The organism is Actinoplanes solisilvae (assembly GCF_003999975.1).
In the GTDB taxonomy this organism is placed as follows: Bacteria; Actinomycetota; Actinomycetes; order Mycobacteriales; family Micromonosporaceae; genus Actinoplanes; species Actinoplanes solisilvae.
Genome location: NZ_RJAC01000030.1, coordinates 61,715 through 88,079 on the forward strand (window position 1 = coordinate 61,715; position 26,365 = coordinate 88,079).

The 26,365-nt window shown below is 71.0% G+C and carries 26 protein-coding genes; 13 read left to right on the forward strand and 13 right to left on the reverse strand.

The genetic code is table 11. The annotated features are described in order from the left end of the window. The first annotated feature begins 213 nt into the window (after nt 1-213). The 4 genes from EER30_RS40955 (at nt 214) to EER30_RS40970 (ending at nt 2,941) form a co-directional block, all read left to right on the forward strand. Nucleotides 214-915 carry an energy-coupling factor ABC transporter permease gene (locus tag EER30_RS40955; RefSeq protein ID WP_127507252.1) on the forward strand — a complete coding sequence of 234 codons (702 nt, stop codon included), beginning with the start codon at nt 214-216 and terminating at the stop codon, nt 913-915. After that, entirely contained in the window at nt 912-1,265 is a 354-nt protein-coding gene (locus EER30_RS40960) for a PDGLE domain-containing protein (protein ID WP_127507254.1), read from the forward strand. Before EER30_RS40955 ends, EER30_RS40960 begins: the two co-directional genes overlap by 4 nt. A gap of 1 nt (nt 1,266) precedes the next feature. Next, nucleotides 1,267-2,028 (forward strand): cobalt ECF transporter T component CbiQ, encoded by a 762-nt coding sequence (cbiQ, locus tag EER30_RS40965; RefSeq protein ID WP_127507256.1) that lies wholly within the window; start codon nt 1,267-1,269, stop codon nt 2,026-2,028. Nucleotides 2,029-2,155: 127 nt separating this feature from the next. Next, on the forward strand, nt 2,156-2,941 hold the full coding sequence (locus EER30_RS40970; protein WP_127507258.1) for an energy-coupling factor ABC transporter ATP-binding protein: 786 nt from the start codon (nt 2,156-2,158) through the stop codon (nt 2,939-2,941). Nucleotides 2,942-2,971: 30 nt separating this feature from the next. On the opposite strand, the gene EER30_RS40975 is transcribed toward EER30_RS40970, so the two are convergent. Continuing rightward, nucleotides 2,972-3,727, reverse strand: a complete 756-nt coding sequence (locus EER30_RS40975) for a hypothetical protein (protein ID WP_127507260.1) — start codon at nt 3,725-3,727, stop codon at nt 2,972-2,974. Nucleotides 3,728-4,062: 335 nt separating this feature from the next. Then, nucleotides 4,063-4,728, reverse strand: coding sequence for a maleylpyruvate isomerase family mycothiol-dependent enzyme (locus EER30_RS40980; protein ID WP_127507262.1), 666 nt, complete (start codon nt 4,726-4,728; stop codon nt 4,063-4,065). Between the two features lie 40 nt (nt 4,729-4,768). Between EER30_RS40980 and EER30_RS40985 the strand changes: the two genes are divergently transcribed. The 3 genes from EER30_RS40985 to EER30_RS40995 are packed head-to-tail and all read left to right on the forward strand — an operon-like array spanning nt 4,769 to nt 6,434. After that, nucleotides 4,769-5,218: a MarR family winged helix-turn-helix transcriptional regulator gene (locus EER30_RS40985; protein WP_240670629.1), complete on the forward strand. Its 450-nt coding sequence runs from the start codon at nt 4,769-4,771 to the stop codon at nt 5,216-5,218. Between the two features lie 9 nt (nt 5,219-5,227). Next, nucleotides 5,228-5,794 (forward strand): HD domain-containing protein, encoded by a 567-nt coding sequence (locus EER30_RS40990; protein ID WP_127507264.1) that lies wholly within the window; start codon nt 5,228-5,230, stop codon nt 5,792-5,794. A gap of 43 nt (nt 5,795-5,837) precedes the next feature. Next, on the forward strand, nt 5,838-6,434 hold the full coding sequence (locus EER30_RS40995; protein ID WP_127507266.1) for a DUF4291 domain-containing protein: 597 nt from the start codon (nt 5,838-5,840) through the stop codon (nt 6,432-6,434). Nucleotides 6,435-6,689: 255 nt separating this feature from the next. On the opposite strand, the gene EER30_RS41000 is transcribed toward EER30_RS40995, so the two are convergent. The 7 genes from EER30_RS41000 to EER30_RS41030 all read right to left on the reverse strand — a co-directional run bounded on the left by EER30_RS41000 (nt 6,690) and on the right by EER30_RS41030 (nt 14,552). After that, nucleotides 6,690-7,187 carry a copper resistance CopC family protein gene (locus tag EER30_RS41000; RefSeq protein WP_240670630.1) on the reverse strand — a complete coding sequence of 166 codons (498 nt, stop codon included), beginning with the start codon at nt 7,185-7,187 and terminating at the stop codon, nt 6,690-6,692. Then, nucleotides 7,184-8,347, reverse strand: a complete 1,164-nt coding sequence (locus tag EER30_RS41005) for a Dyp-type peroxidase (RefSeq protein ID WP_127507268.1) — start codon at nt 8,345-8,347, stop codon at nt 7,184-7,186. Before EER30_RS41005 ends, EER30_RS41000 begins: the two co-directional genes overlap by 4 nt. Nucleotides 8,348-8,349: 2 nt before the next feature. Then, nucleotides 8,350-8,892: a copper chaperone PCu(A)C gene (locus EER30_RS41010; protein ID WP_127507270.1), complete on the reverse strand. Its 543-nt coding sequence runs from the start codon at nt 8,890-8,892 to the stop codon at nt 8,350-8,352. A gap of 67 nt (nt 8,893-8,959) precedes the next feature. Then, nucleotides 8,960-10,921 (reverse strand): bifunctional copper resistance protein CopD/cytochrome c oxidase assembly protein, encoded by a 1,962-nt coding sequence (locus EER30_RS41015; protein ID WP_127507272.1) that lies wholly within the window; start codon nt 10,919-10,921, stop codon nt 8,960-8,962. Nucleotides 10,922-10,960: 39 nt separating this feature from the next. Beyond that, nucleotides 10,961-12,298, reverse strand: a complete 1,338-nt coding sequence (locus EER30_RS41020; RefSeq protein WP_127507274.1) for an FUSC family protein — start codon at nt 12,296-12,298, stop codon at nt 10,961-10,963. Between the two features lie 98 nt (nt 12,299-12,396). Then, the gene (locus EER30_RS41025; protein WP_127507276.1) at nt 12,397-13,500 is read right to left on the reverse strand and encodes a trypsin-like serine peptidase; all 1,104 of its coding nucleotides are present in this window, start codon (nt 13,498-13,500) and stop codon (nt 12,397-12,399) included. Beyond that, nucleotides 13,497-14,552: a zinc metalloprotease gene (locus tag EER30_RS41030; RefSeq protein WP_127507278.1), complete on the reverse strand. Its 1,056-nt coding sequence runs from the start codon at nt 14,550-14,552 to the stop codon at nt 13,497-13,499. Before EER30_RS41030 ends, EER30_RS41025 begins: the two co-directional genes overlap by 4 nt. Before the next feature lie 121 nt (nt 14,553-14,673). Here EER30_RS41030 and EER30_RS41035 point away from each other — a divergent pair, with 121 nt between their 5' ends. The 5 genes from EER30_RS41035 (at nt 14,674) to EER30_RS41055 (ending at nt 20,791) form a co-directional block, all read left to right on the forward strand. Next, on the forward strand, nt 14,674-15,720 hold the full coding sequence (locus EER30_RS41035) for a hypothetical protein (RefSeq protein WP_127507280.1): 1,047 nt from the start codon (nt 14,674-14,676) through the stop codon (nt 15,718-15,720). Further along, nucleotides 15,717-16,613 carry an AAA family ATPase gene (locus tag EER30_RS41040; RefSeq protein WP_240670631.1) on the forward strand — a complete coding sequence of 299 codons (897 nt, stop codon included), beginning with the start codon at nt 15,717-15,719 and terminating at the stop codon, nt 16,611-16,613. The genes EER30_RS41035 and EER30_RS41040 overlap by 4 nt, the downstream gene beginning before the upstream one ends. After that, on the forward strand, nt 16,610-17,764 hold the full coding sequence (locus EER30_RS41045; protein ID WP_164842672.1) for a VWA domain-containing protein: 1,155 nt from the start codon (nt 16,610-16,612) through the stop codon (nt 17,762-17,764). Before EER30_RS41040 ends, EER30_RS41045 begins: the two co-directional genes overlap by 4 nt. Continuing rightward, entirely contained in the window at nt 17,761-20,061 is a 2,301-nt protein-coding gene (locus EER30_RS41050) for a trypsin-like serine peptidase (RefSeq protein WP_127507284.1), read from the forward strand. The genes EER30_RS41045 and EER30_RS41050 overlap by 4 nt, the downstream gene beginning before the upstream one ends. 130 nt (nt 20,062-20,191) lie before the next feature. Then, nucleotides 20,192-20,791, forward strand: coding sequence for a sigma-70 family RNA polymerase sigma factor (locus EER30_RS41055; RefSeq protein WP_127507286.1), 600 nt, complete (start codon nt 20,192-20,194; stop codon nt 20,789-20,791). A 14-nt stretch (nt 20,792-20,805) separates the two neighbouring features. Here EER30_RS41055 and EER30_RS41060 read toward each other — a convergent pair whose 3' ends face one another. Both EER30_RS41060 and EER30_RS41065 read right to left on the reverse strand, forming a co-directional pair. Continuing rightward, nucleotides 20,806-21,573 carry a HoxN/HupN/NixA family nickel/cobalt transporter gene (locus EER30_RS41060; protein WP_127507288.1) on the reverse strand — a complete coding sequence of 256 codons (768 nt, stop codon included), beginning with the start codon at nt 21,571-21,573 and terminating at the stop codon, nt 20,806-20,808. After that, a complete protein-coding gene (locus EER30_RS41065) occupies nt 21,570-22,256 on the reverse strand; it encodes a hypothetical protein (RefSeq protein WP_127507290.1) in 687 nt (228 codons plus the stop codon). Before EER30_RS41065 ends, EER30_RS41060 begins: the two co-directional genes overlap by 4 nt. A gap of 188 nt (nt 22,257-22,444) precedes the next feature. Here EER30_RS41065 and EER30_RS41070 point away from each other — a divergent pair, with 188 nt between their 5' ends. Continuing rightward, on the forward strand, nt 22,445-25,165 hold the full coding sequence (locus EER30_RS41070) for a helix-turn-helix transcriptional regulator (RefSeq protein ID WP_127507292.1): 2,721 nt from the start codon (nt 22,445-22,447) through the stop codon (nt 25,163-25,165). Here the strand turns inward: EER30_RS41070 and EER30_RS41075 are convergent. Both EER30_RS41075 and EER30_RS41080 read right to left on the reverse strand, forming a co-directional pair. Further along, nucleotides 25,134-25,778, reverse strand: a complete 645-nt coding sequence (locus tag EER30_RS41075; protein ID WP_127507294.1) for a DUF2461 domain-containing protein — start codon at nt 25,776-25,778, stop codon at nt 25,134-25,136. The two genes, EER30_RS41070 and EER30_RS41075, sit on opposite strands and share 32 nt — an antisense overlap. 159 nt (nt 25,779-25,937) lie before the next feature. Beyond that, nucleotides 25,938-26,159, reverse strand: a complete 222-nt coding sequence (locus EER30_RS41080) for a hypothetical protein (RefSeq protein WP_127507296.1) — start codon at nt 26,157-26,159, stop codon at nt 25,938-25,940. Nucleotides 26,160-26,365 lie beyond the last annotated feature (206 nt).

Sequence of the window (26,365 nt, forward strand, 5' to 3'; positions counted from 1 at the left end):
CCCCGAAAACCCGTACCGGAGCGCCCACTCCGCCTCGATCAGTGCGAATCCGACATCGGCACCCCTCCGCGACCAGGGCATTAGCACTTCTCACCCATCCGTTGCCAGTGATGCAGCGAACTCCTAGTTGCCATCTCACGTTCATTTGCCAAGACTTTGCAACAGCGGGGGATATTCCTAAGCTTGCGATCAAGATCCACTTGGGGAGGCGTCATGGAGACGACGGCGATGCACATCGCCAACGGGATCGTGGACGGGCCGGTGTCGGCCGTGTTCGCGGTCCTCGCGGTCGTCGCGCTGGCCATCTGCGTACGGAAGGCTCGAAACGACCTCGACGAGCGCCTGGCCCCGATGGCCGGCCTGGTCGCGGCGTTCATCTTCGCCGTGCAGATGCTCAACTTCCAGGTGCTGCCGGGCGTCTCCGGTCACCTGCTCGGCGGCACGCTCGCGGTGATCCTGGTCGGCCCGTGGGTGGGCGCGCTCTGCGTCTCGACGGTGCTGATCGTGCAGTGCCTGCTCTTCGCCGACGGCGGCCTCACCGCGCTCGGCCTGAACATCACGAACATGGCGCTACTCGGCACCGCCGCCGGATATCTGCTGGTCGTCGCCCTGCTGCGCTTCCTGCCCAAGACCCCGACCGGCCTCGGCACCACCGCCCTGATCGCCTCGATCGTCAGCGTCGTCGTCGCCTCGCAGGGCTTCGTGCTCGAGTACGCGCTCGGCGGCACCACCGACCTCTCCCTGCCGGTCATCTCCGGCACGATGGCCGGCGTCCACATCCTGATCGGCATCGGCGAGGGCCTGATCGCCGCGACCACGGTCGTCACCGTGGCCAAGGTCCGGCCCGACCTCGTGTACGCCCTGCGGCGCTTCCGCAAGCCCGCCACGATCTCCGAGGTTGGAGTGAACGCATGACCAAGCGACTCGGATGGTTCCTGGCCGGCGGCCTGCTCGTGGCCCTGCTGCTGGCCGGCGTCGTCAGCAACTTCGCGTCGGGCAGCCCCGACGGCCTCGACTACGCGGCCCGCGAGGGGTGCACGTTCAACGCCGACGACGAGATCACCGGCGGCACGTGCATGGCCCAGCAGGAAGGCGAGCACCAGCTCGGCGACAGCCCGCTGGCCGACTACGGCATCAAGGGCGTCGGCAACAGCTTCCTGTCCACGGCCCTGGCCGGTACGGCGGGCGTGCTGATCACGTTCGGCATCGGCGCGGGCCTGTTCTGGGTCGCCCGCCGCCGCAAGACCTCCGACGCGGGAGCCTGACGTGGGCGCCGGGCACGCTCATCCCCTGCACCTGGAGAGGGCGAGCCCGGTGCACCGCCTCGCACCCGAGGTCAAGATCGCGGCCGTCCTGCTCTTCACGATCATCGTGGTCGTCACTCCCCGTACGGAATTCTGGGCCTTTGCGGGTTATGCAGTGTTGCTGGCCGTGGTCGCGGTGCTGGCCCGCGTCCCCGCCCTCTGGCTGGCGAAACGGGCCACCATCGAGCTCCCGTTCGTGCTGCTGGCAATCGCGCTGCCGTTCGCGGGTCGCGGCGAGCGCATCGATTGGCTGGGCCTGTCCCTGTCGGTCGACGGACTGCACGGCGCGTGGAACATCTTCGCCAAGGGCACGCTCGGCGTCCTCGCGTCGCTGCTGCTGGCCGCGAGCACGACGATGCGCGACCTGATCCTCGGCCTCGACCGGCTGCACTGCCCCGCGGTCTTCACCCAGATCGCCACGTTCATGCTGCGCTACCTGGACGTGCTGGCCGACGACGCCCGCCGCATGCGGATCGCCCGGCTGTCCCGCGGCTACGATCCCCGCTTCCTGTGGCAGGTCAAGGCGTTCGCGGTCAGCGTCGGCGCCCTGTTCCTGCGCGCCTACGAGCGCGGGGAACGCGTCTACCTCGCGATGGTGTCCCGGGGCTACACCGGCACGCTCCCCCGCGCCGAGAACGACCGCGCGCCGGTCACGCAGTGGGTGGCCGCCGCCGTCCTGCCCGCCGCAACCGCCGGGATCGCCCTGGCCGCGGCGCTGGGATGAGGCGGCTCAAGGTTCCGGATGCGGCCCGGCTCTCGGATGAGGCGCGGCACTTCCGGGCGTACGGAACGCATCCGGCGCAGGCACGGCTGACATGATCGGGCCCGGAGCACCAACGAGTGGAGTGACCATGAGCGACGCCGACCCGGCCGCCGGCACCACCCCGGCCCTGCGCGTCGCGGGCCTGCATTTCGCCTACCCCGACGGCACCTCGGTGCTGCACGGCATCGACCTGACCCTGGCCCCCGGCGAGCGGGTGGCCCTGCTCGGCCCGAACGGCGCCGGCAAGACCACCCTGGTGCTGCACCTCAACGGCATCCTGCACGGCGGCCCCGGCACCATCGACGTCGCCGGCGCCCGCGTCAACCCGGCCGACCGAGCCGCCCTGGCCGAGATCCGCCGCCGCGTAGGCATCGTCTTCCAGGACCCCGACGATCAGCTCTTCATGCCCACGGTCGCCGAGGATGTGGCCTTCGGCCCGCAAAATCTGGGCGTACGCGGCGACGAGCTGCAAACCCGCGTCGACGAGGCTCTCGCAGCGGTCGGCATGAGCGCCCACCGCGACCAGGTCCCGCACCACCTGTCCTTCGGTCAGCGCCGCCGGGTCGCGGTAGCCACCGTCCTGGCGATGCGCCCCGAGATCCTCGTCCTGGACGAGCCCTCGTCCAACCTGGACCCGGCGAGCCGCCGCGAGCTGGCCGAGATCCTCGAGCCCCTGCCGGTGACCGTGCTGATGGTGACCCACGACCTCCCGTACGCCCTGCAGTTGTGCCCGCGGTCGGTGATCCTCGACGCGGGCCGCATCGTCGCCGACGCCCCCACCCCCGAGATCCTCACCGACGAGCCCCTGCTGCGGGCTCACCGCCTCGAACTCCCCTTCGGCTTCGACCCGGTAGCCGCCCGGCCGACCCGCTGATCCCGGCGGGCCGGCGGTCGCCCCGGAGGCCTACAACCGGCCCTGCTCAATCTCGCGGTCCGACCTCGCTTGCTCGACAACGTCGTTCAGGCCCTTCCTGCCCAGAGCGTCGAGAACCTCCGCCGCCAGATCCCCTCCCGCGAGCATGCACAGCTCGACCTGGACCAACTGTTCCTCGAGCACGGTCGTGGCCGCGATCTGATCGACGACCCGTTCTACGAGGTCAGGCGGTGGCTTCTGCGACCACAACGCCAGCGGCGCCAGAGGGCTGGCCAGCAACATTCCGGGATCCGGGTCGTCGGGAACACTGACCGAACGGTATTCAAGCCGGGACCGATCACGCCTGAAACGGCCCGGATATCCGTTACCCAGCGGCCAGAGCACAACCTGATGGATCCGATGACCCGAACGGCTGTACTTGAGCGCCAGGCTCGACCAGCAGGTAACCATCCACTCCTGGAAGCCCTCGGTGCGCTCCACCTGAACCACGATGTGGTAGACGTCGGTCGGCACTCCGTCGCCGCGCAGCACGAGGAACGCCCCGCTGCACTGGCGATCGTGTTGCTCCAGCGGCTCGGGCGGCTCGTCGTGGATCACCCCCGCACCGTCGAGCCGGGCGCCGCACAACAGGCGCAGCGCGTCCCGGGGGTGAGCCTCCAGCAGCCACTTGAACAGGCCGCCTAAGTCACGGGGGCGCGCCGACCCCACCGCAGAGTGCACGTTGTCGGCCATGATTTCTCCTTCCGCGCCTGCCATCGGCGCGGGAGCCAGCTTCTCGCGCGGCATGACAACTAGTCAAGAGACATGTTGTCGCGCGCTCAGAATTGGCACGCTTTGGAGCATTCACGTAAGCGCTTGATCCTCGGCGCCCTCCCCCGCCGCCGCCTCCGACCGAAACCTGAGCAGGCTCAATGCCGGCCCCTCCGAGCCGGGCACGGCCTTGGTGGCCCGAGGGGGTTCGAAGCCGGCCAACGGAGCTGGTAGCGCGGCCAGGATTCGAAGCCGGCCAACGGAGCTGGTAGCGCGGCCGGGACCCGGAGCCGGCCAACGGAGCCGGCAGGCCGGCCGGGACCCGGAGCCGGCCAACGGAGCCGGTGGGCCGGGTGGGGGCTCGGGGCCGGTCAGCGAAGTTTGCCTGTGGCGCCCGGGTGGTCCGTGGAGGCCAGGAAGGCCGCGCCGGGGCCGTGGAGGTGAGGCGCGGCGGCTGCCACCCGGCCGGTCAGGAGCAGGAGCAGGGCGGCGATCGGTCCGGCGACGGTGGAACCCCTGCCGGCCCGCCAGTCGGCGTCGGTGGCGGACAGCTGCAGGCCGGCCAAGCGCCGGCGGGCGTGGAACGGCCAGCCCATCGACCAGACGTGGGCCGCACCGGCGCGGGCAGCCAGAACGGGCACGGGGTGGTCGAGACCGAGCGGCAGGGCGATGTCCTGGCCGTGAACCAGGATGTCGGGCACCAGGTTGCGATAGTTCGTGACGAACGGGAGCCGCCGGGAGTCGGCGTCGCGGCGCAGGACGGCGATCAGCTCGTCGGCGGCCGGGAAGGCCCGGAGAGCCACGTCGCGGTTGAGGCGGTGGAAGCTGCCGCGGGCCCGCGCCGCGTCGCGCAGCAGGCTCCAGCCGAGCGGCTGGGATGCCAGCGCCACATGGGCGGCCACGTCTCGTACTCGCCAGCCGGAGCAGAGCGAAGCGGTGCTCCACTGCGTCGGCGTCAAAGTTTCCAGCAGGTCGGCCAGGGCCCGGCGCTGGGCGGCGATGACCTGCCAGCTCTCATCCTCGGTGAGGTAACCCATGACGTAAAGTTAGTCAGAGGCTCTGACTAAAGACAAGAGGGTGACCGTGCCGAGTGACAACGGGCTCAATCTCGGATTGCTGCTTTTCATCCCGTACCGGGCGATGGAGACACGGGTGTTCGCGGCCCTAGCGGCGGCCGGGTTCGACGACTTCACGCCGGCTCAGGCGCGGGTCTTCCAGCGCATCGGGCCGGGCGGCAACCGCCTCACCGAGCTCGCCGAGCAGGCCCAGATCACCAAGCAGTCGGCCGGGTTCCTGGTCGACCAGCTCGAGCGGGCCGGCTACGTCGAGCGGGTGCCCGACCCGACCGACGCGCGGGCCCGGCTGATCCGCATCGCCGAGCGCGGGGCCCGAGCCGTACCCCTCGCCGCGGCCGCCGTCGCCGAGGTTGAGGCCGAGTGGACGGCGCTGCTCGGTGACGACCGGACGGACACGCTGCGCGACATCCTCACGGAGTTGCGCGCCCACACCGACCCGTGGGCTGAGTAGCCTGCTGCGGTGGACCTTCCGACCGACGCCGAGATCCGCGCGTTGCATGACCGTTTCGCACCCGACACCGCGGCGTTCGAGCTCGTGTGGACACACTGCCGCATCGTGTGCGAGATCGCCGAGCAGCTGCTCACTGACGAAAACCAGCCACTCGTACGGGCTGGGGCGCTGCTGCACGACATCGGCGTCCATCGGCTCGCGCGCGGGGAGGCGTACATCAGGCACGGTCTTCTCGGCGAGGAACTGCTCGGCGGACTGGGGATGCCGGCGGCGCTCGCCCGCTTCTGCTCGCATCACACGGGGGTAGGGATCACGCGGGATGACGTACGCGGGCAGGGTCTTCCGCTGCCGGTCGCGGACTACCTCGCCGAGAGTCCCGAGGAGACGCTGGTGATGTACGCCGACAAGTTCCACAGCAAGACGACGCCGCCGCGCTTCGTGACCGCGTCGTCGTACGCCGAGATCGTGGGTCGGTTCGGCGAGGACAAGAAAGCTCGATTCGCCGCGCTGGTCGAGCGGTACGGTGAGCCGCGCCTGGAAGCCCTGGCCGAACGCTATGGTCACGAGCTGCGTTGAAATTCGCTTTCGTAACACGACCGTGCGAGATCATTGTTAGCGCGTGACCGTTCCCCTCCGGCAGATCCGGGCCGCGTACGACGACAGCACCGTCACCGTCTACCAGGCGTACTCCCCCGAGATCGCCCTGCCCGCGCTCGCCGCCGGCCGTTTCGTCCCGCCGTTCAAGCTGTCCCGGATGACGTGGATCAAGCCCTCGTTCCTGTGGATGATGTATCGCAGCGGCTGGGCGACCAAGCCCGGTCAGGAGCACGTGCTGGCCGTGCAAATCCGGCGGGACGGTTTCGAGTGGGCGCTGAGCCGGGCCTGCCTCAGCCACTACGACCGCGACCTGCACCCCGACCGCAGGACGTGGGCGGCCGCCGTCAAGCGGAGCCCGGTCCGCGTCCAGTGGGACCCGGAACGGTCACCGCGCCTGCAGCCCCTGCCCCACCGGTCGTTGCAGATGGGCCTGTCCGGCGAGGCCGCGGAACGCTACGCCAACGAGTGGATCACCGGAATCGTGGACGTGACTCCGCTGGCCCGACGCGTGGCCGCCGGCGACCTGACAGCGGCGCCGGTGGAGAAGCCCTATCCGCTGCCGGCCTCCGTGGCGGAGACGATTGGAGCGACGCCCGCCTATCCTCCAGGACGGACGTAGATCAACCACGGAGGCGAGACGGAATTCGGGTTGGCGGACGGACGGGTGCTCGGCTGGGCCGAGTACGGCGAGCCCGCCGGCGCGCCGGTCGTCTTCCTGCACGGCACGCCCGGCTCGAGGACGCCGGCCACCCGCCCTCCCCGGCGGAATGGCGGAGTTTGCTGACTTGGCTCGCCCGCCAGCCGCAGCGTCGCCAATGGGATCTGCCGGCTTGGCGGACCGTCGGCCGCGGTGCCGAAGGCGGGATCGGCCGACTCAGGTACGCCGTCGCGAGAAGAGGAACACCGCGCTACCGACGAGCACCACACCGGCCGCGGCCAGCCCGATCAACACTGTGCTCGGAATCCCGTCGCTGTTCGGAGTGGGCCGGGCAGCCGCGGCAACGGTGGGGGCGGCACCGACCGCGAAGCTGTATGACCCCTGCACGGTGTGCCCGTCGACCGAGACCGTACGGAACGCGACCGTGTAGACCCCGTTCCCCATCGGTCCGTCCACAGTGACGCTGCCGCTGTTTCCGTCGACGACCGGCTCCGAGGCCGGAACCCGGTGGCGGGCCGCGTCCGAGACGGCGATCGTCGTGAACGACGGGTTGAGCTCCTGCGTGAACCGCAACGTCACCGTCGAAGGCGCGACCCGCAGGACCGCCCCCGACGCGGGCGACGACCCTTCGAGCTGGTTGTGCGCCCACGCCGGCGCTCCCGGCAGCAGCACCGCGGCCACCGTCGCGAGCGCCACCAGCATCCGCCGGATCACCCCAGCACCCGCTCCCCGATCCACCCGTCGGCGGCGCAGCCCGGCGGCACCGCGAACACCGCCGACCCGATCGGGGTGATCCACTCGTTGAGCAGGTCCTTGTCGGCCAGGCGGCGCTGGATGGGCACGTACTGCCGTTCGATGTCGGCCTGATAGGACGCGAAGACGAGCCCGCTGTCCGGATGACCGGCCGCGTTCGGCACGCCGTCGTAGTTGTAGGGCCGTCGCAGGATCTTCAGCGCCGGGTCGGTGACGTGGGCCCGGGTGACGTGGGCGTAGTCGGGCATGACCGGCAGCCCGGTGCTGTCGAGCGCCGCGAAGTCGGGCTCGTCGTGCTCTTTCACGCCGGTGAACGGCGCCCCGGTGTCCATCCGCCGCCCGACCGAGTTCTCCTTGTCGGTGACGCTGAGCAGGTCCCACTTCTCCATCTCGGCCCGGATGCGCCGCACCACGAGCTGGCTGCTGCCGTCGGCTGCCCACACCGCGTTGTCCATGACGTCGCCGGTCGGGTTGGCCGTCCCGTCGAGCTGGCCCATCACGTTGCGCTGGGTGAAGCCGGGCTCGTGCATGCCGGGGCTGCGCCGGAAGCCGGTCTGCACCCACCGCACCGCCGCGAACGGCCGGGTGTCCTTGATGAGCATGCGCTGGGCGTGCGTCACGGTCAGCGGGTCGTCGGCGCAGATCTGCAGCAGCAGGTCACCGCCCGACCAGCGTTTTTCGAGGCGGTCGATCTTGAAAGCAGGCAGGTCCCGTACGGGTGCCGTCTCTCCGGCCGCGCGATAGAGGCCCGGACCGAAGCCGAACGTGATCGTCAGCCGGGCCGGCAGCACGGCGAGCGGGGCGTCGGTGTCGCCCAGCGCCGGTTCTCCACGCGTCAGCCGGTGGGCGTCGTCGGAGAGCAACCGCATCATGCGGCCGAGCGCCCGCCGGTCGGTGCCGCCGGGCAGCGTGAAGGCCACGAACGCCGCATGGGCCGGTGGCTCGGTGGTCACCCCGGCCTGCCGTACGCCGTGAAAGGGGATCACGCCCGTGCCGGTGGTGAAAGAAGGGGCCGCGACCGGGGTGTCATCACCGCGGGCGACGGAGGCCCCGGCCGCGGCCCCCGCGACGACGCCGGCACCGGCCAGCGCGCCGCCGCGCAGGAGGGATCGGCGGCGCATCGTCACATGCCCGCCATCGACGGCACCCCGCTCGGCGCGTAGCTCTCGCCCGCGCCCGCGAACGGCTTGGCCACCGCGCTGAACGGGATCGTGCTGCCGTCGGACAGGGTGAGCGTGAACTGCACCTCGTCGCCCGGCTTGATCGGCGCGGACGGGTTCATCAGCATCAGGTGGTCGCCGCCGGGCCCGAGCTCGTGGTTGGCTTTGGCCTTGACGACGAAGCCGCCCTCCTTGGGCCGCATCACCATCTTGCCGTCGTCCATGGCCATCTCGTGCAACTCCATCGGCGAGGCCGGCGAGGCCACCCTCACGACGGTGACGTCCTTGTCGGTGTTGTTGACCAGGGTGCCGAAGGCGGCGGTCATGCCCTTGTCGGCCGCCTTGACCCAGGGGTCCTTGATGCTCAGCGCGCCGGCCGGGGCCGAAGTGGCCGTCGGTGCGGGAGCGGCCGTCTCGGCCGAGGTGCCGCCGCAGGCGGACAGCGTGGTGACGGACAGCGTGGCCAGGGCGGCGAGGGCGAACGAACGCCGGGCGAGAGTCTGCATGATCCTCTTTCTCGGTGGAGAGTCCGTGGGTAGTCGTTCGGCCAACGGCCGGAGTTCCCAAGAAGATTCAGTCGCGTTCGCGGGCCGCGGCGGCCAGGAAAGCGTTGTAGCGGGCCAGGTCGTCCTCCTCGCCGGAGGCGTCGGCGCGGTCGGCGGCCCGGTCGAGGCGGGCCTGCTCGCGCTGGTCGCTGCGCATCCACTGCCGCACCAGCAGCAACAGGATCACGGCGGCGGGCAGCTCCCCGAACGCCCACGCCAGGCCGGCGCCGAGGTGCTGGTCGTCCAGCAGCGAGACCGCCCAGGGCGGGTGCACGGCGCTGTACCAGTCCGGCGCGATGACGGTCGTCGACTGCAGCAGGACGAAACCGAAGAACGCGTGCGCGGCCATCGCGAGGAAGTGCACGATCGTGAGCAGCGCCGGGTGCACGCGGCGGCGGCCGGGGTCGGCGCCGATCAGCACCCAGAACAGCAGGTATCCGGCCAGCACGAAGTGGGTGAGCATCGCGAGGTGCCCGAGGTGGTAGCGCATGAGCGTGCCCAGCAAGCCACCGAAGTAGAGCCCGTACAGGCTGACCACGTAGACGGCGAGCGCGACGATCGGATTGCTCAGCAGCCGCAGGAACCGGCTGTGCAGGGCGAGCAACAACCATTCCCGTACGCCCCGAGCTTGTGGATCTGACGGCCTCTTGAGCGAACGCAGAGCCAGCGTGACCGGAGCGCCGCCGACGAGCAGGATCGGCACGAGCATCGACAGGACCATGTGCTGCACCATGTGGACGCTGAAAAGTACATACGCGTATTTGGCGATGCCGAGGCTGGTCACCGCGGCCAGCAGGAGCATCCCGCCGATCCACGACACCGTCCGGCTCAACGGCCACGCATGCCCGGCCTTCCTGAGGCGCAGGACCCCCACGACGTACGCCCCCACGCCTGTCACGACGAGCGTCAGGAAGAACAGGTCGGGCAGCGGGTCGCCGAGCATCCGCAAGCCCGACGGCGGGGCGGGCATGGCGAAACCGAGCAGGTCGACGAGGGGGTCGGGGTCTTCCGGCACGGACGGCACGGGGGTCGGACTGCGGGACAGCGCCACGGCCAGGCCGACCGCGGCGCCGAGCACGGCGAGTTCCCCGGCGGCCAGACGCAGGAACGCGCGGGTTTGTCCGGCGGCGAGGGCGGGCAGCGTGCGGCTTCTGTGCAGCGCGCCGAGCAGGCCGGCCGCGAGCAGAGCCAAGACCTTCACCAGCACGAGTACGCCATAGCGTGAGGCCCACAGATCCGACACGCTCGTCAGGCGTACGCCCGCATTGGCCGCACCACTGACCGCGGTCGCGACGAAACACGCGAACGCGAGACGGCTGTAGCGGGCGGCGGTGTCGGCGAAACGCCGGGTGCGACGCACGACGAGCAGGCCCGCGAGCCCGCCGACCCACAGCGCGGCCGCGAGGACGTGCAGGGCAAGGCTGGTCACGGCGATCTGGTGATTGCCGGCCGACGCCGCATGACCGGTGAACGCCGGAGGCAGCAGGGCGACGGCGGCGACGATCGCGGTGACGGCGGCCAGGCCGCGCGACACGTCGGCCCGGGTGAGCGCGGCCAGCAGCAACGCGAGGGCCGCCTGCCAGACCAGGGCCTGGCCCTGCGAGATGGAGAACGCGAAGCTCCTGATCGCGGGTGAACTGAGCCCGGTCACGGGGGTTCCGAGCACGTCGGAGACGGTGAGGACCAGCACGGCGACCGAAGAGGCGGCCCAGGCGAGAGCGAGCCACGTCGTACGGCGCAGCAGCAGCCAGCCGTGCGCGGCCACGCTTACACCGTCGCCGGGCAGCAGGAACGCGGCGGTCACAGTGGCGCCGACGGCGAGCACGCCGAGCGCGTTCGTGAGGAAGCCGGCCAGCGGCAGGGCCCACTCGGTGAACGGTCCGGGGCTGGGGATGCCGGGCAACAGCTCGCTGTCCACACCCCCGCCGAACAGCAGAGCCACCACCAATGTCACCAGCGCCGTCGCCGCCGCCCATATCCCGTATCGCACCGGGGATGGTCGTTCGAGGCGGCCGTCCGGTTCCCGCGATTACTTCCGTACGGTCGCCTTCTCCCAGAAACTGCGGACGGCGGGTACGACCTCCGAGACCGCGGGGATGCCCGGGCCGCTCTCGTGCGCGCCGACCGTCAGCGCCGGGGCCGACCGCTCCAGCGACCCGGCCATCCGGTCGATGTCGGTGATGATCGATCCGGCCAGGACGAGCACCCCCGTGTCGTCGATCTGGGTGCGCACCTTGTGGAGCGTCCGGCGTCGTGCCTCGCGCAGGCCGTCGAGCATTTCTTCGAGGTTGTCGGCGTCCTGCGTGGGGTCGGCGCGCGGGTCGGTCTCGAGCCCGGCGTGCGCGGCGAACGCCTCGGACGCGGCCGTCAGCAGAGGCCCGATCTGATCGGGGACGACGGATCCGCGCGGGGTGACGGATGCGTCGAACATCGATCGGGCCACCGAGTTCACCTGGTGCACGCCGTGTTCGAGGACACGGAACGTGTGGTGCACCGGGGCCACGGTCTCCGACGGTGTGGTCAGCGACCAGCGGGCCTGCCGGTCGAGATCCTCCACGGCGTCGACGGCCTCGCCGAGGATCTCGCCGAGCTCGCGGGACCGCGCCAGCCACCGCGCCGCCTGATCCCGGCCGTACCCCCGGGCCGCCCCGGTCCCGAGCTCGCCGAGCAGCCGCGCGATCTCGGTCGACAGCTGCGCCAGTTTGCACCGGGCCCGTTCCAGCGGCGTCATCCCGCCGACCAGCGGCGACAGGATCGCGCCGATCACGATGCCCAGCCCGGTCGCGCCGACCCGGTCCCACGCGAAGGCCCCGGTGACAGCCCCGCCGGTGACGAGCACGCCCAGCGAGGTGGCCGGCACGGTGACCGATCCGTCGCCCAGGCGCAGCAGCCGGCCGACGACCAGCCCGCAGCCTGCGATAACGGCGATCGACACCGGGCTCGGGCCGAACACGCCCCACACGCCGACCGCGACCGCCACTCCGGCGAGTGTGCCGACCAGGCGCTGCGCCCCCTCCCGCATCGAGGCGTGCGAACTGAGGTGCACGGACAGGATCGCTGAGATCGACGCGGTGACCGCGCCGGCCAGGTGCAGGGTCTCGGCGGCGAACCAGGCGATCCCGGCCGCGACCGCCGCCACGAGGACGGCGCGGACGGTGGCCGGTTCGACCCGGTCGTACGACCGGCGGGCCAGGCGGCGCAGGCCGGCGGGCAGACGTGGTCGCAGGCGGGCGAGCACAGCCCGGCCGGCGGCCTCGGCGGCCGGCTTGACCTGGCGGCGCAGCAGGGCCGCCAGCAGCGCACAAACGGCGAGGACCAGGGCGACAACGGTGATCGGGTTCGCGGACTCGACGAACGACTGGGGCAACGCTGCGGCTTCCTTCTCACGAGCGGTTGATCCGTCCGCAAGAAGTTATCCCCGCCCAAGAGACAAATGTACGAAATGCAGAAAATGTGACGCGCGTTTCATTCGCCACTGACGTAGGACTGTTCGATCTCCTCGCGGAGTGCGGAGGGCAGGTCGGCCAGGATGTCGGCGATGACGACGCCCTCGTTGAGGAACTTCACGACCGCGGAACGCGGAGCGTCGCCCGCCAGCTTCGCCGGGTCGATCTTGTGATAGCCCCGGTGCATGGCGACCACCTGCCAGTCGTCGTCCAGGATCGGGGCGCCGGACGAGCCCTGCAGGGTGTCGGTCACGTAGCGCACCCGTTCGGGCCGGCTGCCCGCCGCGACGAAGAAGTTGTTGCGGATCGCGTACCGGAGCGGGCCGCCGCCGGGGCATTGCACGATGTTCAGACGCATGCCCTCGTGAAACACCGGCCGCCCAAGCGCGCGAGGCAGAGGCGCCCGCTTGTCGTCGGTCAATCGCAGCACCGCGTAGTCGAGGGTCTCGTTCGCGGCGACCAGCGCGGTGACGGGGACCGGCACTTTCTCGCCGCCCTCGACGTGATAGTCGAACCAGGCTTCGATCTTCAGCGCCTGGCGCTCGAAGTCGCGGCTCGACACTTCCGGCTCGCCGCGGGTCCTGGCCGCGACCACATGATGGTTCGTCAGCAGCAGGCCCGGGCCGATAAGCCAGCCGGTGCCGACCCCGCGAACCGGCCGGCGGAAGACGCCCTGCTCAAAATACGGTACCCGCAGCCGGGCGACCGCGCCGCCGGTGCGATGGGCGTGCTCCAGGAACGTGGTGGCGACCCACTCGCCGTCGCCGCCGAACGGGAGCACCTCGAGATGGTCCGGCAGGTCGTCGGCGGGCGGCGGCTCACCGCCGTACTCCGCCTCGAACCGCTGGACGAGGACATCGAACTCACGGCCGAGCTCGGTTCCCCCGCACAGCCGCCGGGCGTTCTGGGCGATGATGACGACCGGACGTTCGCCGTTGTCGAGCCGTCCCAGCCCCTTCAGCTCGCGGATCGCCGTGCCCAGATCGACCCGCGGGTTGGGGTTGCGATGCAGGGCCGTCGAGATGTTCTTCCCGATACGGTCCAGCAGCATCGTGCGGACCGCGCAGTCCTCGATGCCGGGCACTTTCAGGAGGGCATCGATCAGGTCCTGTTCGAGCGTCACTCGGCGCTACCGAGGCAGGCGCGCAGGCGAGCGGCGGCTTCGCGGCTGAACTCCGCGACCGGCCCGGGGAACGACTCGAGTCCGTCGTCACCGGGCGTGGACTCCAGCGCTCGCGCCAAGTTCTCGCGACGACCCCGAGCCGCGTCGGTGGCCACGTCGTCGCGTGGGTAGAGCAGCGTCAGCCCCTGACGGTCACCGTCCGACAGCTCCTGTCCGGGCCCGACCGGGGCGCACGGGCTCGGGTTGCTGCGATAGAACAGCGCCGGGAATCGGTAGAGCATCACCGACGCGGGATCGAAGGGCCCGGCCACCAGGGCCGCGGTGTTCGCCGGGGTGCGCAGGTTGTGGTCCACTTTCGCCCTCGACCAGCCGTTGGGGAAGCCGGAGAGGTAGGTGTAGACGCCCGGCCGCATGCCGCTGGCGTCCACGACGTACCCGCCGCGGTTGTCCTGGGTGGGCTGGTAGCCGGGGTCGTCCTCCCAGCGGAACGCCGCCTCGCACGGACCCCGCATGTTCTGATGTTCGTGCCCGAAGGCCAGCGCGTGCAGGAACTCGTGTCGCACGGTGCCCGCCCACGTCGCCGGGCGATTCACGGTGAACCCGCCGAGGTTGAGGCTGAGCTGGCCGGGCCGGCCACCGACCGGTTCCTGAGGCAGCCCGATGCGCGGATTGACGCTGTCGGTCCCGACCAGGGAGAAGTAGCCCTTCCGGTCGAACGCGACCCGGATCTCCGCGGCATGCTCGGTGTCCTGCTCGGACCACGTACGGAACTCGCCTCCGGCGCGGAAGTCGAGGTGGAGGTTGGCCACCGCGCTGATCGGGGCCGTGGCCTGTTCGATGTCGGCCCACAGGCCCGGGTCGCCGCCGCGGAAGGCCACCCGGATCCGTTGACCAGGCACCCACGCCTGCAGGTCGACGACGAGGAACTCCAGGCCGCCGTCGGCACTCTTCAGCCCCGCCAGCCAGCGGTCGCGAACCTCCATCGTGGCCACGACCTCGTCGGGCAACGACTCGAGCAGCACGTCGCCGGGTCCGAGCAAGTCGTTCGACATGGGCGAGAGCCTACGGCCGGAACCGTCCCCTCAGGCTCGTCAGATCGGCGACAAATCGGTCGTCTCCTTTTGGCCGTCCGGGTGGTCGCGAGGCGCGAACCGGCCGGTTATGGTCGGCGCTGTGACGGACTCGGTCGCTGTTCTCCGCGGGCTCACCGGTGACCTCGTCGCGTCGCTGTGCGAGCTACCGATCATGCAGACCGGCGCGGGCCGGGACGGCATGATCCGCGACTTCGCGCCCACCCCCTTGATGCTGCGCGAGCGTTCCAGCACCCGGGCCGACATCGAGCTGATCGTCGGCTCCCTCCAGGTCTCGTACGACGGCCCGCGCTGGGATCTCCTCGAACTGATCGAGCGGGTCCTGCCCACCGCCGGGGCCTCCGAGCGCGCGGCCGAGCTCCGGCGCATCCGGTCCGGCCTGACGGCGTACGACCGCGTCCGCCGGCCTCCACCAGTTCACCCGTCCGAGGTGGCCCAGGTTCACCTGTTCGATCTCAAACGTCCGGTCTTCGTCTGCGCCGGTAGCCTGCCCATGCCGTGCCGAGCCTCGGTCTTCGTTCTCGCCACGCCGACCCCGAAACTGCTCAACTACTTCTGCGAGAGTCTCAAACAGCGGGGTACGGAATACCCGGGCTGGCGTCGCGAGGAGGTCGCACCCTGCCGGCCCGCGCTCATCGTGCACCCGCTGCACACCTCGGCCGACCTCGTCGTAGAACGCCTGAAGCGGATCGCGCCCGAGCTCGACCGGCACCACGTCATTCTGGCCATCCACGCCACCGAGCCGGACGACGTCACCAAGATCCGCGAGGGCATCGCCGCGATCTTCCCCGGCACCTACCCGCACCACTTCGTCGCCGTCCTCGGCGTGCCGCCCGGCACCGCGCCGCCGGCTGACGTGGTGATGTTGCCCGACCCCAAGTTCACCGTGGCCGACGTCCAGGCCTGGGTCGAGGGAATCGGCAACGCGATGGCGCTGCCGCGCGACTCGATGATCCGATGGGCCGACGTCATCCTGGCCGACCTCATCGAGGACCGGCAGTCCGGCCTGCCGATCGTGAAGGTCTACGAACGACTCGACTTCCACTACGGCGTGATCCAGGAACACCGCACCGAGGCCGAACTGAAACGGGCGCTTGACTATCTGGAACGGACGGGCGATCTATCGTGAAGACCTACGCCGCGGCCCTCGCCGACCTGCCCGAATCGCGCGAGATCGAGGACGTGGGCGAAGACGTCGCCGCGGAGAACCCGCCGCCGGTGACCGTGCGGCCCGACCCCTACCTGCCCAGCCCCGACCTCGTACGCGTCGTCGACCTGGCGATCGCCCTGGGCCGCCCGCTGCTACTGCAGGGCGAGCCCGGTTGCGGCAAGACCCGGCTGGCCCACGCGGTGGCCTACGCGCTCGAGATGCCGCTCGAGGTCGCCTATGTGAAGTCGACCAGCAGCGCCCAGGACCTGCTCTATCGATACGACGCGGTGCGGCGCCTCTACGACTCGCAGCTGCACGATCCGAAGGCCCGGGACGCGGCCAATTACCTGACCTACGGCCCGCTGGGCCGGGCGATCATCCGCGCCGGGCACGGACGCCGCTCGGCCGTGCTGATCGACGAGATCGACAAGGCCGACCTCGACTTCCCCAACGATCTGCTCTGGGAACTCGACCGGATGGAGTTCACCGTCCCCGAGGTCCCCGGCCTCACCCACCGGGCCGACACACCTCGCCCGTTCGTGGTGATCACCCACAACGAGGAGAAGCCCTTACCGCCGGCGTTCCTGCGTCGCTGCGTCTTCCACTACCTCGAGTTCCCCGACCCGTCCGAGGCCGAGAAGATCCTGCGCCTGCACGGCATCGACGACGAGATGTCGGCGGCGGCGGTCGACGCGATCAACGAACTCCGCAAGTTCGACCTGGCCAAGCGGCCCGGCCTGGCCGAGCTGATCGACTGGGTCCGGTACGAGGAGTCCCGCGGCGTCTCCCCAGCCGAGCTGGCCGCCTATCCCGACGTCGAGGCGCTGCTCAAGGACCGCTCCGATCAGCAACGCGCGCGGGCCCAACCGTGACCGTCTTCGTCCAGACCCTCTACCAGCAGCTGCGGCGCCGCGGATTCGCGATCGGCCCGGCCGAGTACGAGGCCGTCCGTACCGCGCTCCGGGAGGGCTTCGGCTGGTCCTCCTCGGAAGACCTGCGCGCCGTGGTGGTGGCGCTGTGGGCCGGCTCCCGCGACGAACAGACCGTCGTGCGGACGCTCTTCGACCAGCACGTCGACGTTGACTGGTGGCGGACCGACGAGCCGTCCCCCACGCCTGCCGCCACCGGCGAGACCACCGACTACCCGTCCCCGGAACCTCCCGCCATCCCGGCCGGAGGTGACCCGGCACCTCCGCCCCAAGCCACATCGGTCGGACGGCTTCCCGCCCTGCGCTCCGACCGTCGGCCCGGCGTCGGGCGCCGTCACATCTTCCTCTCGCACCATCCGGTCAACCAACGAGCGGTGGCCCAGGCCTGGCGCCGGCTGCGCTGGCCGGTGCGGGAAGGGCCTCGTACGGAACTGGACGTGGACGCGACAGTGCGGGAGCGGATCCGCAGCGCGGTGGTGACGGCGCCGGTGCTGCGGCCCGCGCGTGTCAACCGGGCCGAGGTGTTGCTTCTCATCGACCGGCTCGGATCGATGGCCCCCTTCTCCGCGTACGTCTCGGAGGTCTGCCGGACGATCGGCCAGGCCGGACGGCTCGGGAGGGTGACGACGCTCTACTTCCACGACAGCCCGGTCGCCGGCACCGACCCCGCCCTGCTCGACCCGCTCGGCGGGTCACTGTTCCCCGCACTCGACCCGATTCTGGGCGACATACCGCCGCTCGCGCCCGACGCGGTGATGAGCGACCCCAGCCTGACGACCCCGGTGAGCGGGCAGCGAACGATCGCCGCGCAGGGCGCCCGCCCCGCCGTGGTCGTGATCAGCGACGGCGGGGCCGCCCGAGGACGCTACGACCTGCTGCGCCTGCTCGACACGGCCGCCTTCCTCAAGGGGCTGCGGCGCCGGCGGGCCCGGGTGGCCTGGCTCAACCCGATGCCGCCGGACAGCTGGGCCAGCACCACGGCGGCGGCGATCGCCCGGCACGTGCCGATGTTCCCGATGACCGAACGAGGGATGCACCGGGCGGTCGACGTCCTGCGAGGACATCCGGCCACGGTCGAGCGGCCACTGCGATGAGCCGGGACCTGGCCGACGAGCCGCTGGAGGCGGTACGAAGCCGCTACGGCGACGTATTCGTCAGCTTCGCCGCCCACGCGGCCCTGCCCGTGGTGCTCAACCCCGAACTGATCCACCTGCTGCGGGTCAACTACTTCCTCGACCCGCCCGAACAACTGCCCTACACGGCCGAGGCGTCGCTGATCTTCTCACCGTTGTGCGACGAGATCGACGAGGCGACCTACGTGATGGCGCCCGAACTGCGCGACAAGCTCCTCGAACATCTGGTGGCCGAGCACGGGATCCAACGGCTGCGCGACGTGGCCGGCATGCTGTGGGAATACGGCCTTCGCGGCACGCCGTGGGACAGCCGGCCCGGGCTGGCCGAGGCCCAGCAGCTGACGGCGATGAACTTCCTCGACCCGGTGGCGGCCGAGAGCTGGCTGTCCGAGGCCGAGGCGGCGCGTCGCGGTGAGGCCGCCGACGACCGATGGTTCGTGGCATTGCGCCGCGAACTGGCCGACCGGGCCGCAGCGGTGGCCCGAGCCGAGCAGCCGATTCTCCCGGTCCTCGCCGAGCTGGCGATCAGCCTCACGGCACTGTTGCCGGATCCCAACGATGCTCTTCTCGCCGGCACGGGTCCGATGCCGACGTCGGAACTGTCGTGGACCACGATCCTCAACGCCGCGTGGCGCGAGGGTCGCATCAGGGAGGTGTTCCGTTCGATCTCACGGCTGGACGGCGCGCCCGGCGTCATGCCGCTACGGGACGCGGTGCGAGCCTTCTGGATTCGCCTGCGACCGGCGCTGTTGATTGACGACCTGGTCAACGATCCGCCCGCGGGCTGGGAGGACCTGAGCCGTGCGCCGGCGACGGTGTCGGCCGCGGCCCAGGCTCTGTGCAGGGTCGAGCCGGGAGGCGCGCTTGGCTTCGCCGTAGCGCCCCGGGCAGTGCTCTCCCTGGGCGTGCATGCCTTGCGAACGGCGGACTTCGGATCAGGCCGAATGTCGGTCAGGGTGGACATCAATGTGTCGAACATCCCTGGCCTGAGGGTTGCAAGTTTCGCGCCGGATGTCGGCTTCTTACCGAAGCCGTTGCCGATCGTCCCGGCGGAGCCGCCCGACCTGGTCGGGCGGAGAGTCTTCGTGCTCGGTCCGTCCCCGGAACACGACGACGCTGATCTTGTACTGGAGGGCGCGCCCATGGGTTATCGGGTGCAGCCGGGCGAGATCATCGGCGTCCGCGGAGACCGCCTGATTCATGACTGTCTCGCCGTGCCGAGCAATCGCGGATCGCCGGTGGTGGACATCGCGACGGGCCAGGTCCTGGGCATCCATCTGAACTCCGAGGCGGCGAACGCCTGGGATGGCATCTCCGCAAGCGAAGCCCTCATCCTGAACGCCACTATGGTCGCCGACCTGACTCAGCAGGTCGATCCCATACCCGCATTCGGCCAGGAGCTCGCCGATCCAGGAACCTGGACCAACCCCTTCGCCATGCATGGCGTCGCCGACCCAGACCTGTACGTCGACGTCGGCGGATCCGGGCGCGCGTTTCACGAGTTCCAGTCCACTGTGCGGACGGCGAAGGACGTCGCGAAGGGATTCTTCGTCGTGGTCCACGGCAGGGGCGGGACCGGCAAGTCCACCCTGATCCACCGCTGCATCCAATACCTGCAGCAGGTGCTCGCCGGTGAAGGCCGGCGTTTCGTCACGCTGGACTTGGGAAGAAGGCCGCTCTCGCCGTCGAGATCGATTTCGGAGAGGATCGACCTCATTCTTGATTGGATCGCTTACGAGCTTGATGCCGAAGGCATCATCGAATTGGACGACAACGCCGACGCCGCCCGGCGACACGCCTCGCTCAGCCGCATGCACCTGGGCGACGTCACCGCGATCATTCGGCTTCCCCCATCCGACGACCTGACCATCGAGCTCGGCCAGTTGGCCCGCCTGGCGGGACCGAACGTTGTGATGTTCGGCGAGACCTTCTACTCCGGCGTGGAGCTCGAGGACGCCCTGTACAGGTCTCGGGTGCCGACACTCCTGCTTGAGTTGCTGCCGCTGACCCCCGGCGATGCCCTGCTGTTCGTCGAAGATCGCCTCGGCCGCGCTGGGCCGGGCGCCGTGCCGCCGCTGGAGGCCGGCACGATCGAGCGTGTGGTCAATGCCCGGGAGACCACGGTCGCAGATCTGCAACGACTGCTCCACGACGTCTATGAATACATGCACAACCGGGAGACCAGCCGGTCTGAGATCACCTACGACAACATCACCGACTACTACTTCCGGAGAGCGTCTGTTCACCGGGAGGATTGAACCGCCGGCATGGCCACTTTCCCAGCCCGGCGAGCCTGCGGCAGCCCTGACCCGGGCGGACGGACCGTCCCATCTTCCCTTGCTGAAGCGGTGCCGCTAAATTCAGGCGCGTGAATGTGGCGGACTTGCGATGAACCATTCGGGCCGGCTTGCCGCAACATCGCCCGGGCGACCGGTTCCCGACGCGCTGGCGCCGCTCGCGCTGGCCGCCGGCCGGGGTGATCGGGACGCGCTGACTGAGCTGATCCGGGCCACCCAGCACGACGTCGTGCGCTTCCTCGGCACGTTGGCACCGGCGACCGAGGTGGAGGATCTGGCTCAGGAGACCTACCTGCGGGCCGTTCGCGCGCTGCCCGAGTTCGCCGGTCGCTCCACGGTGCGCACCTGGCTGTTCTCGATCGCGCGCCGAGCGGCGGCCGACCACGTCCGCCGGGCGGTTCGGCGGCCCCGATCGGCCACCGTGCCCGACTGGGAGTCGAGTGCCGAGCGGGCCGACCCGCACGGCCGGCCGCGTTTCGAGGAACAGCACGCCCTCATCGAGCTGGTCCGCGGGCTGGCCGAGGAGCGGCGCGAGGCTTTCGTGCTGACCCAGGTGGCGGGTCTGTCCTACGCGGAGGCAGCCGAGATCTGCGGCTGCCCGGTCGGCACGATCCGGTCGCGGGTCGCCCGCGCCCGCGAAGACCTGGTCGTTGCACTGCGGGACAGAAGCGACCGCCGCCGAGCGGGCTGAGGTACGGCCGCGCGTCAGCTCACCGAGGCCAGATGGACCGCGGCGACGGTGACCAGGCCTGCCCCGAAGATGGTGATGCCGCCGGCGGCCAGGAGCGGGGTCACGCGGCTGGCCATCTGGAGCACCGCGCGGGAGCGGACGCTGCGGCTGACCAGGGAGCTGCCGGCCACGGCCAGGGTGCCCACGCCGAACAGGACTACGGCCATGCCGATGCCGAAGGTCAGCACGAGCAGCAGCGCGAAGCCGGCGCGGCCCAGGAACAGGCCGGTGGCCAGCACCAGGAACGCCGCGGGCGACGGGGTCAGACCGCCCGAGATGCCGAGCAGCAGCAGACCGGGCCGCTTGGTGTCGTCATGGGTATGCGTGTGCGAATGGCCGTGGTCGTGCGAATGCCCATGAGAATGGTCGTGGGAATGGGAGTGCGAATGGCCGGTCAGGTGGCGGCGTAGCATCCAGGCCCCGGTCGCGACCACGATCACGCCGGCGGCGATCTGGAGCCAGGTGGTGAGCTGCTCCATGCGTACGAAATCGGAAAGGGACAGGAACGTCCACGCGACGCCGATCACCAGCACCGAGATGGTGTGCATGGCGGCGACCGAGCCTCCGAGCCAGGCGGCGTCACGGATACGGCCGCGTGAACCGGCCAGGTAGGCGGCGGCCAGCGTCTTGCCGTGCCCGGGGGCCAGGGCATGACCGGCGCCGGCGAGGAACGCGAAGACGAACGCCAGCGGCGGCACGCCGGGCAGGTTGATGATGTCCTGCATGCGGTCGGCGAAGTTCATGCCGTCACCCGCCGGCGGCGCAGGAGGACGAGGCACGCGGCGACGGCCAGGAGGACGGCTCCGATGACCGCGGCGAGCTGCCAGAGGGCGCTGCGCCCGGGGGCGGTGGTCGACGGGGCGCCGACCAGTGTCCAGGCGTGCGATTCCGTGGCGCTGTCGTAGACGGCGCGCTGCCCGGACGGGCCGGTGGCGAGCGCGCGGTAGGCGGGATTGAGGTCGGTCAGCATCCGTACGCCGATGGTGGCCGTTGCGACCGGACCGGGGCAGACGTAGTCGACCGTCGCGCCCTTGAGGGCCAGCGCGTGGATCGGCTCGACGTCGCCGGTGCAGGGCCGCGCGTCGGCGCCCGTGACGGTGATGCGGTCGAGCAGGTAGCCGGTGAACTTCGCCGACGAGCCCACGACGCCCGGGTCGGTGTAGCGGTAGTCGACCGTACCGTCGGCCTTGGCCCGCTCGCCGGGCAGCAGCCCGAGGGAGACGCCGAGCAGGGTGAGGTCGTCCGGACCACCGACCCGCCAGGTGACCTGCACGTGGTCGGGCCGCTGCCCGTCGGGGGTGATGGCCACCGTCTGCGGGTCGCCGAAGGGATGCGCCGCCGCCGGGCTCGGCGCGAGGGCGGCCGAGCCGGTGGCGATCCCGACGACCGCGAGGGTCGCCAGCGCGCGGCTGGTGTGAGAGGGCACGGAACTTTGCTCCTGTGATGCTGTGCTGGTCGAGCGGACGGTGCTGGTGACGCCAAACGGTGCCCAGTCTGGCCCGGTCCGGGTGCACGCCGAGGTCGTACCGAGTGATCTTGAAGAGGCGGCCGCGTGAACATCAGGGGCCTTCCCCGGCGCGACTATGGGATCTAGCCTCTGACCTTGGGGGGACCATGACTCGGGGTGCTGCGGCGAGCGATTTCCGTGACCGGCGGGCGGAGAGCGCCGTCCTCGACCGGCTGATCACCGACGTGGGCGCCGGCCGGGGCCGGGCCCTGCTGATCCGCGGCGAGGCCGGGGTCGGAAAGTCGGCTTTGCTGCGGTACCTCGTGGGTCGGGCCGGCGATTTCCGGGTGGCGCGGATCGCCGGCGTCGAGTCCGAGATGGAGTTGCCCTTCGCTGGGCTGCACCAGTTGTGCGCGCCGATGCTCGACTCCCGCATCAGCCTGCCCGGCCCTCAGGAGCAGGCGCTCGCCGTCGCTTTCGGTGAGCGCGCCGGAACGCCGCCGGACCGGTTCCTGGTCGGCGTGGCCGTGCTGAGCCTGCTGGCCGCGGTGTCCGAGGATAAGCCGCTTCTGTGCGTGATCGACGACGCCCAGTGGCTGGACCTGACGTCCATCCAGACGCTGACCTTCGTCGCCCGGCGCCTGCTGGCCGAGCGGATCGGGGTGGTGTTCGCCGCCCGCGACCCGGCCGACGAACCGGCCTGGCGGGGCCTGCCCGACCTGCGGGTCACCGGCCTGCCCGACGAGGACGCCCGCGCCCTGCTCGCGCTGGCCGTGCCGGGACGGCTCGACGTGCAGGTGCGGGACCGGATCGTCGCCGAGACGCGCGGCAACCCCCTGGCCCTGCTCGAACTGCCCCGCGGGCTGACCCCGGCCGAGCTGGCCGGCGGGTTCGGACGGCCGGACGCCCAGCCGCTGGCCGGCAAGATCGAACGGAGTTTCGCCCAGCGGATGCGGTCGCTCCCGCCGCCGACGCAGAAGGCGCTGCTGACGGCGGCGGCCGAACCTCTCGGCGACGCGACCCTGCTGCGGCGCGCGACGAACCTGCTGAACCTCCCGGTCAACGCGACGGCGCCGGCCGAGGCGGCCGGACTGATCGAGATCGGCTCCCGGGTGCGGTTCCGGCACCCGCTGGTGCGCACGGCGATCTATCGGACGGCGGGAACCGCGGACCTGCACGACGTCCACCGGGCGCTGGCCGAGGCGACCGACCAGGCCGTCGACCCCGACCGGCGGGTGTGGCACCGGGCCAACGCCGCCGACGACGTCGACGAGTCGGTCGCCGCCGAACTGGTCGCCTCGGCCGAGCGGGCCCAGCGCCGGGGTGGGCTGGCCGCCGCGGCCGAATTCCTGCGGCGCGCCACCGAGCTCACCCCCGACCCGGCCACCCGGGCGGTCCGGGCGCTGGCCGCCGCCGGGGCCGAGCTGCGCTGCGGCGCGTTCGAGGTCGCGTTGAAGCTGCTGCTGATCGCGGACGACGGCCCGGCCGGCGACCTGCACCGGGCGCGGACGAACCTGCTGCGGGCCCAGATCGCCTTCGCCTCCGGCCACGACATGACCGCGCCGCGCCTGCTGCTCGACGCCGCCCGGCGCCTCGAACCGCTGGACACCGCCCTCGCCTGGGACACCTACCGCGACGCGATGGGCGCGGCCGTGCTGGCCGGCGGGTTCGCCGAGGGCGCCGGGGTGGCCGACGTGGCCCGGGCGATCCGTACGGCGCCCCGGCCACGGCAATCCCGGCCCGGTGATCGGCTGCTGGAAAGTCTGGCGGTGTCGCAGACCGACGGCTACCTGGCCGCCGTGCCGTCGGTGCTCGACGCCGTCCGGGCCTTCCGCGAGGAGGACACGTCGGACGACCACGCGTGGCTCTGGCTGGCGGCGGTCAGCGCCTCCGACCGGCTCGACGACGAGAACTGGACGGTCCTGACCGAGCGGCAGGTGCGGGTGGCCCGCGAGATCGGCGACCTCAGCGTGCTGCCGCTCAGCCTGAATTCGCTGGTGTACGTGCACCTGTTCGCCGGGGAACGTGACGCGGCCGCCTCGGTCGTCGCCGAGATCCAGGCGATCGAGGAGGCGACCGGGGTCGCGCTGGCCCCGTACGGAATGCTCGGTCTGGCGGTTTGGGGCGGTGACGAGAGCATCGCCGGGCCGCTGATCGAATCGAGCCTGGCCGACGTGGTCGCTCGCGGCGAGGACGCCGGCGTCATGATCACCCACTGGTCGCAGGCCCTGTTGCTGAACGGGCTGGGCCGGCACGAGGAGGCCATCGCGCCGGCCCGGGCGGCCGCGTCGCATCCGATCGAGTCGAGCGTCATCTACTGGGCGTTGTCGGAGCTCATCGAGGCGGCCGTCCGCAGCGGCCGGCCCGAGCTCACAACCGACGCGTACGACCGTCTCGCCGTGATGGCCCGGGCGAGCGGGACGGATTGGGCGCTCGGCCTGCTCAACCGCTGCGGCGCCCTGCTGGCGGGCGGCGACGAACCTTACCGCCGGGCGATCGAGCACCTCGGCCGGACCCGGCTGCGGATGGAACTGGCCCGCGCACACCTGCTCTACGGCGAATGGCTGCTCGGCTCTGTGCCGGGCGAGGCACGCCGCCACCTTCGTACGGCGTACGACATGTTCACCGCGGCCGGCGCCGACGCCTTCGCCGAACGGGCCCGCCACGCGCTCACGGCCACCGGCGCGACGGTCGCCGACCGTGTCACCCGCGCGAGTGACAGCCTGACCGTGCGGGAGGCGCATATCGCCCGGCTGGCCGGCGGCGGGCTGACCAACGCGGAGATCGGCGCGCAGCTCTTCCTCAGCCCGCACACCGTCGAATGGCACCTACGCAAGGTCTTCTCCAAGCTCGGCATCACGTCGCGGCGCCAGCTTCGCTCGACCTGACGTGCTGGTCGAACCACTCCCGCAGCGGCCGGCTCTTGCGCAGGAACTCCACGACCCGCTTCTGGGCGGCCGCCGTGCCGAGCCAGGGCGCGGGCTCCCACTCCTGCCACGCGGTCAGCCCCTTGTGCCGCAGCAGGTCCAGCCGCGGATGATCCTTGGCGTAGCCCCGCGGCACAGTCTTCAAAGACCCATGCCCGTGTACGCCGATCCGCTCGCCCTCGATCCCGTCGATGATCCCGACCAGCTCCGTCCCCGTGCGGTCGTCGGCCACCGCCCGGCGGTAGCGCTCGATCTGGTCGGACTCCATCCGCCACAACCCGGACCCGGCGGCCAGACCGGCGCCGGAGAGCTGCAGATAACCGCCGGCCTCCAGCCGCGCCCCGAGATGCGTCTTGTAAGGCGACTTGTCCTTGCTGAACCGCACATCCCGATAGGGCCGGAAGATCTTGCCGGCGCCGAACTCGGGCTCGAGCGCGGCCAGCAACTCCTCCATCGGGCGGCGCACCCGCTCTTCGTAGAACTGCTGGTGCGCGGTCCAATAGGTTTTGGAGTTGTCGGCGGTCAGCCCGTCGTAGAACTCGAGCGCCTCGCTGGGCCAGCCATGGAAAGTCACCCTCCGAGTCTTGACCACCGGGCTCGACCACGCCAGCGAATCCCCGGCCGCGCAACCCCAGCCGCGCGACCCCGGCCGCGCAACCCCAACCCCGCAACCCCGGCCGCGCAACCCCGGCCGCGCAACCCCGGAGAGAGGTCGGCACAGGAGCGCGGTGGGTCAGCCGGAGGAGGACGGCCACCGCCCGTTCACGGCCGCCACGAGCGCGACGACAACTGCGGTGAGCCCCCACGCGATCCCGGCTGCCGCCACGGAGACAGCCACCACGAGAACGATGCCGGCGACGGCCCCGACGGCCAGCAGGCCGCCCAGCACGACCCACTGGCCTCGCGTGAGCCGCACCGCTCCGCGCCGGATCGCGTACCGCGGCATCTCGTCCATAGTGGCCAGGGTGCGGCCGGCGCCCCGCCTGTGCAAGCGGGACGCCGGCAGCCTGTGGATAACCCGATCAGCACTTCATGAAGGGAAGACGACTGTTGGCGTGTTGGTGGTCATGAGTGCTCACTAGTTGGTTTTGATGGACTTGGTGAACTTGAGGGAATGGGCGGCGGCCACGGGAGTCTCGTACGCGACGGCACGTCGGCGTT

Bases quoted from the DNA above. Each gene is read 5' to 3' on its own strand.
- EER30_RS41070 (WP_127507292.1), top strand. From the start codon at position 22,445: ATGACTCGGGGTGCTGCGGCGAGCGATTTCCGTGACCGGCGGGCGGAG.
- EER30_RS40960 (WP_127507254.1), top strand. From the start codon at position 912: ATGACCAAGCGACTCGGATGGTTCCTGGCCGGCGGCCTGCTCGTGGCC.
- EER30_RS41005 (WP_127507268.1), bottom strand. From the start codon at position 8,347: ATGCGCCGCCGATCCCTCCTGCGCGGCGGCGCGCTGGCCGGTGCCGGC.
- EER30_RS40970 (WP_127507258.1), top strand. From the start codon at position 2,156: ATGAGCGACGCCGACCCGGCCGCCGGCACCACCCCGGCCCTGCGCGTC.
- EER30_RS41055 (WP_127507286.1), top strand. From the start codon at position 20,192: ATGAACCATTCGGGCCGGCTTGCCGCAACATCGCCCGGGCGACCGGTT.
- EER30_RS41060 (WP_127507288.1), bottom strand. From the start codon at position 21,573: ATGAACTTCGCCGACCGCATGCAGGACATCATCAACCTGCCCGGCGTG.
- EER30_RS40980 (WP_127507262.1), bottom strand. From the start codon at position 4,728: ATGGGTTACCTCACCGAGGATGAGAGCTGGCAGGTCATCGCCGCCCAG.
- EER30_RS41080 (WP_127507296.1), bottom strand. From the start codon at position 26,159: ATGGACGAGATGCCGCGGTACGCGATCCGGCGCGGAGCGGTGCGGCTC.
- EER30_RS41030 (WP_127507278.1), bottom strand. From the start codon at position 14,552: ATGTCGAACGACTTGCTCGGACCCGGCGACGTGCTGCTCGAGTCGTTG.
- EER30_RS41050 (WP_127507284.1), top strand. From the start codon at position 17,761: ATGAGCCGGGACCTGGCCGACGAGCCGCTGGAGGCGGTACGAAGCCGC.
- EER30_RS41010 (WP_127507270.1), bottom strand. From the start codon at position 8,892: ATGCAGACTCTCGCCCGGCGTTCGTTCGCCCTCGCCGCCCTGGCCACG.
- EER30_RS40975 (WP_127507260.1), bottom strand. From the start codon at position 3,727: ATGCCGCGCGAGAAGCTGGCTCCCGCGCCGATGGCAGGCGCGGAAGGA.
- EER30_RS40955 (WP_127507252.1), top strand. From the start codon at position 214: ATGGAGACGACGGCGATGCACATCGCCAACGGGATCGTGGACGGGCCG.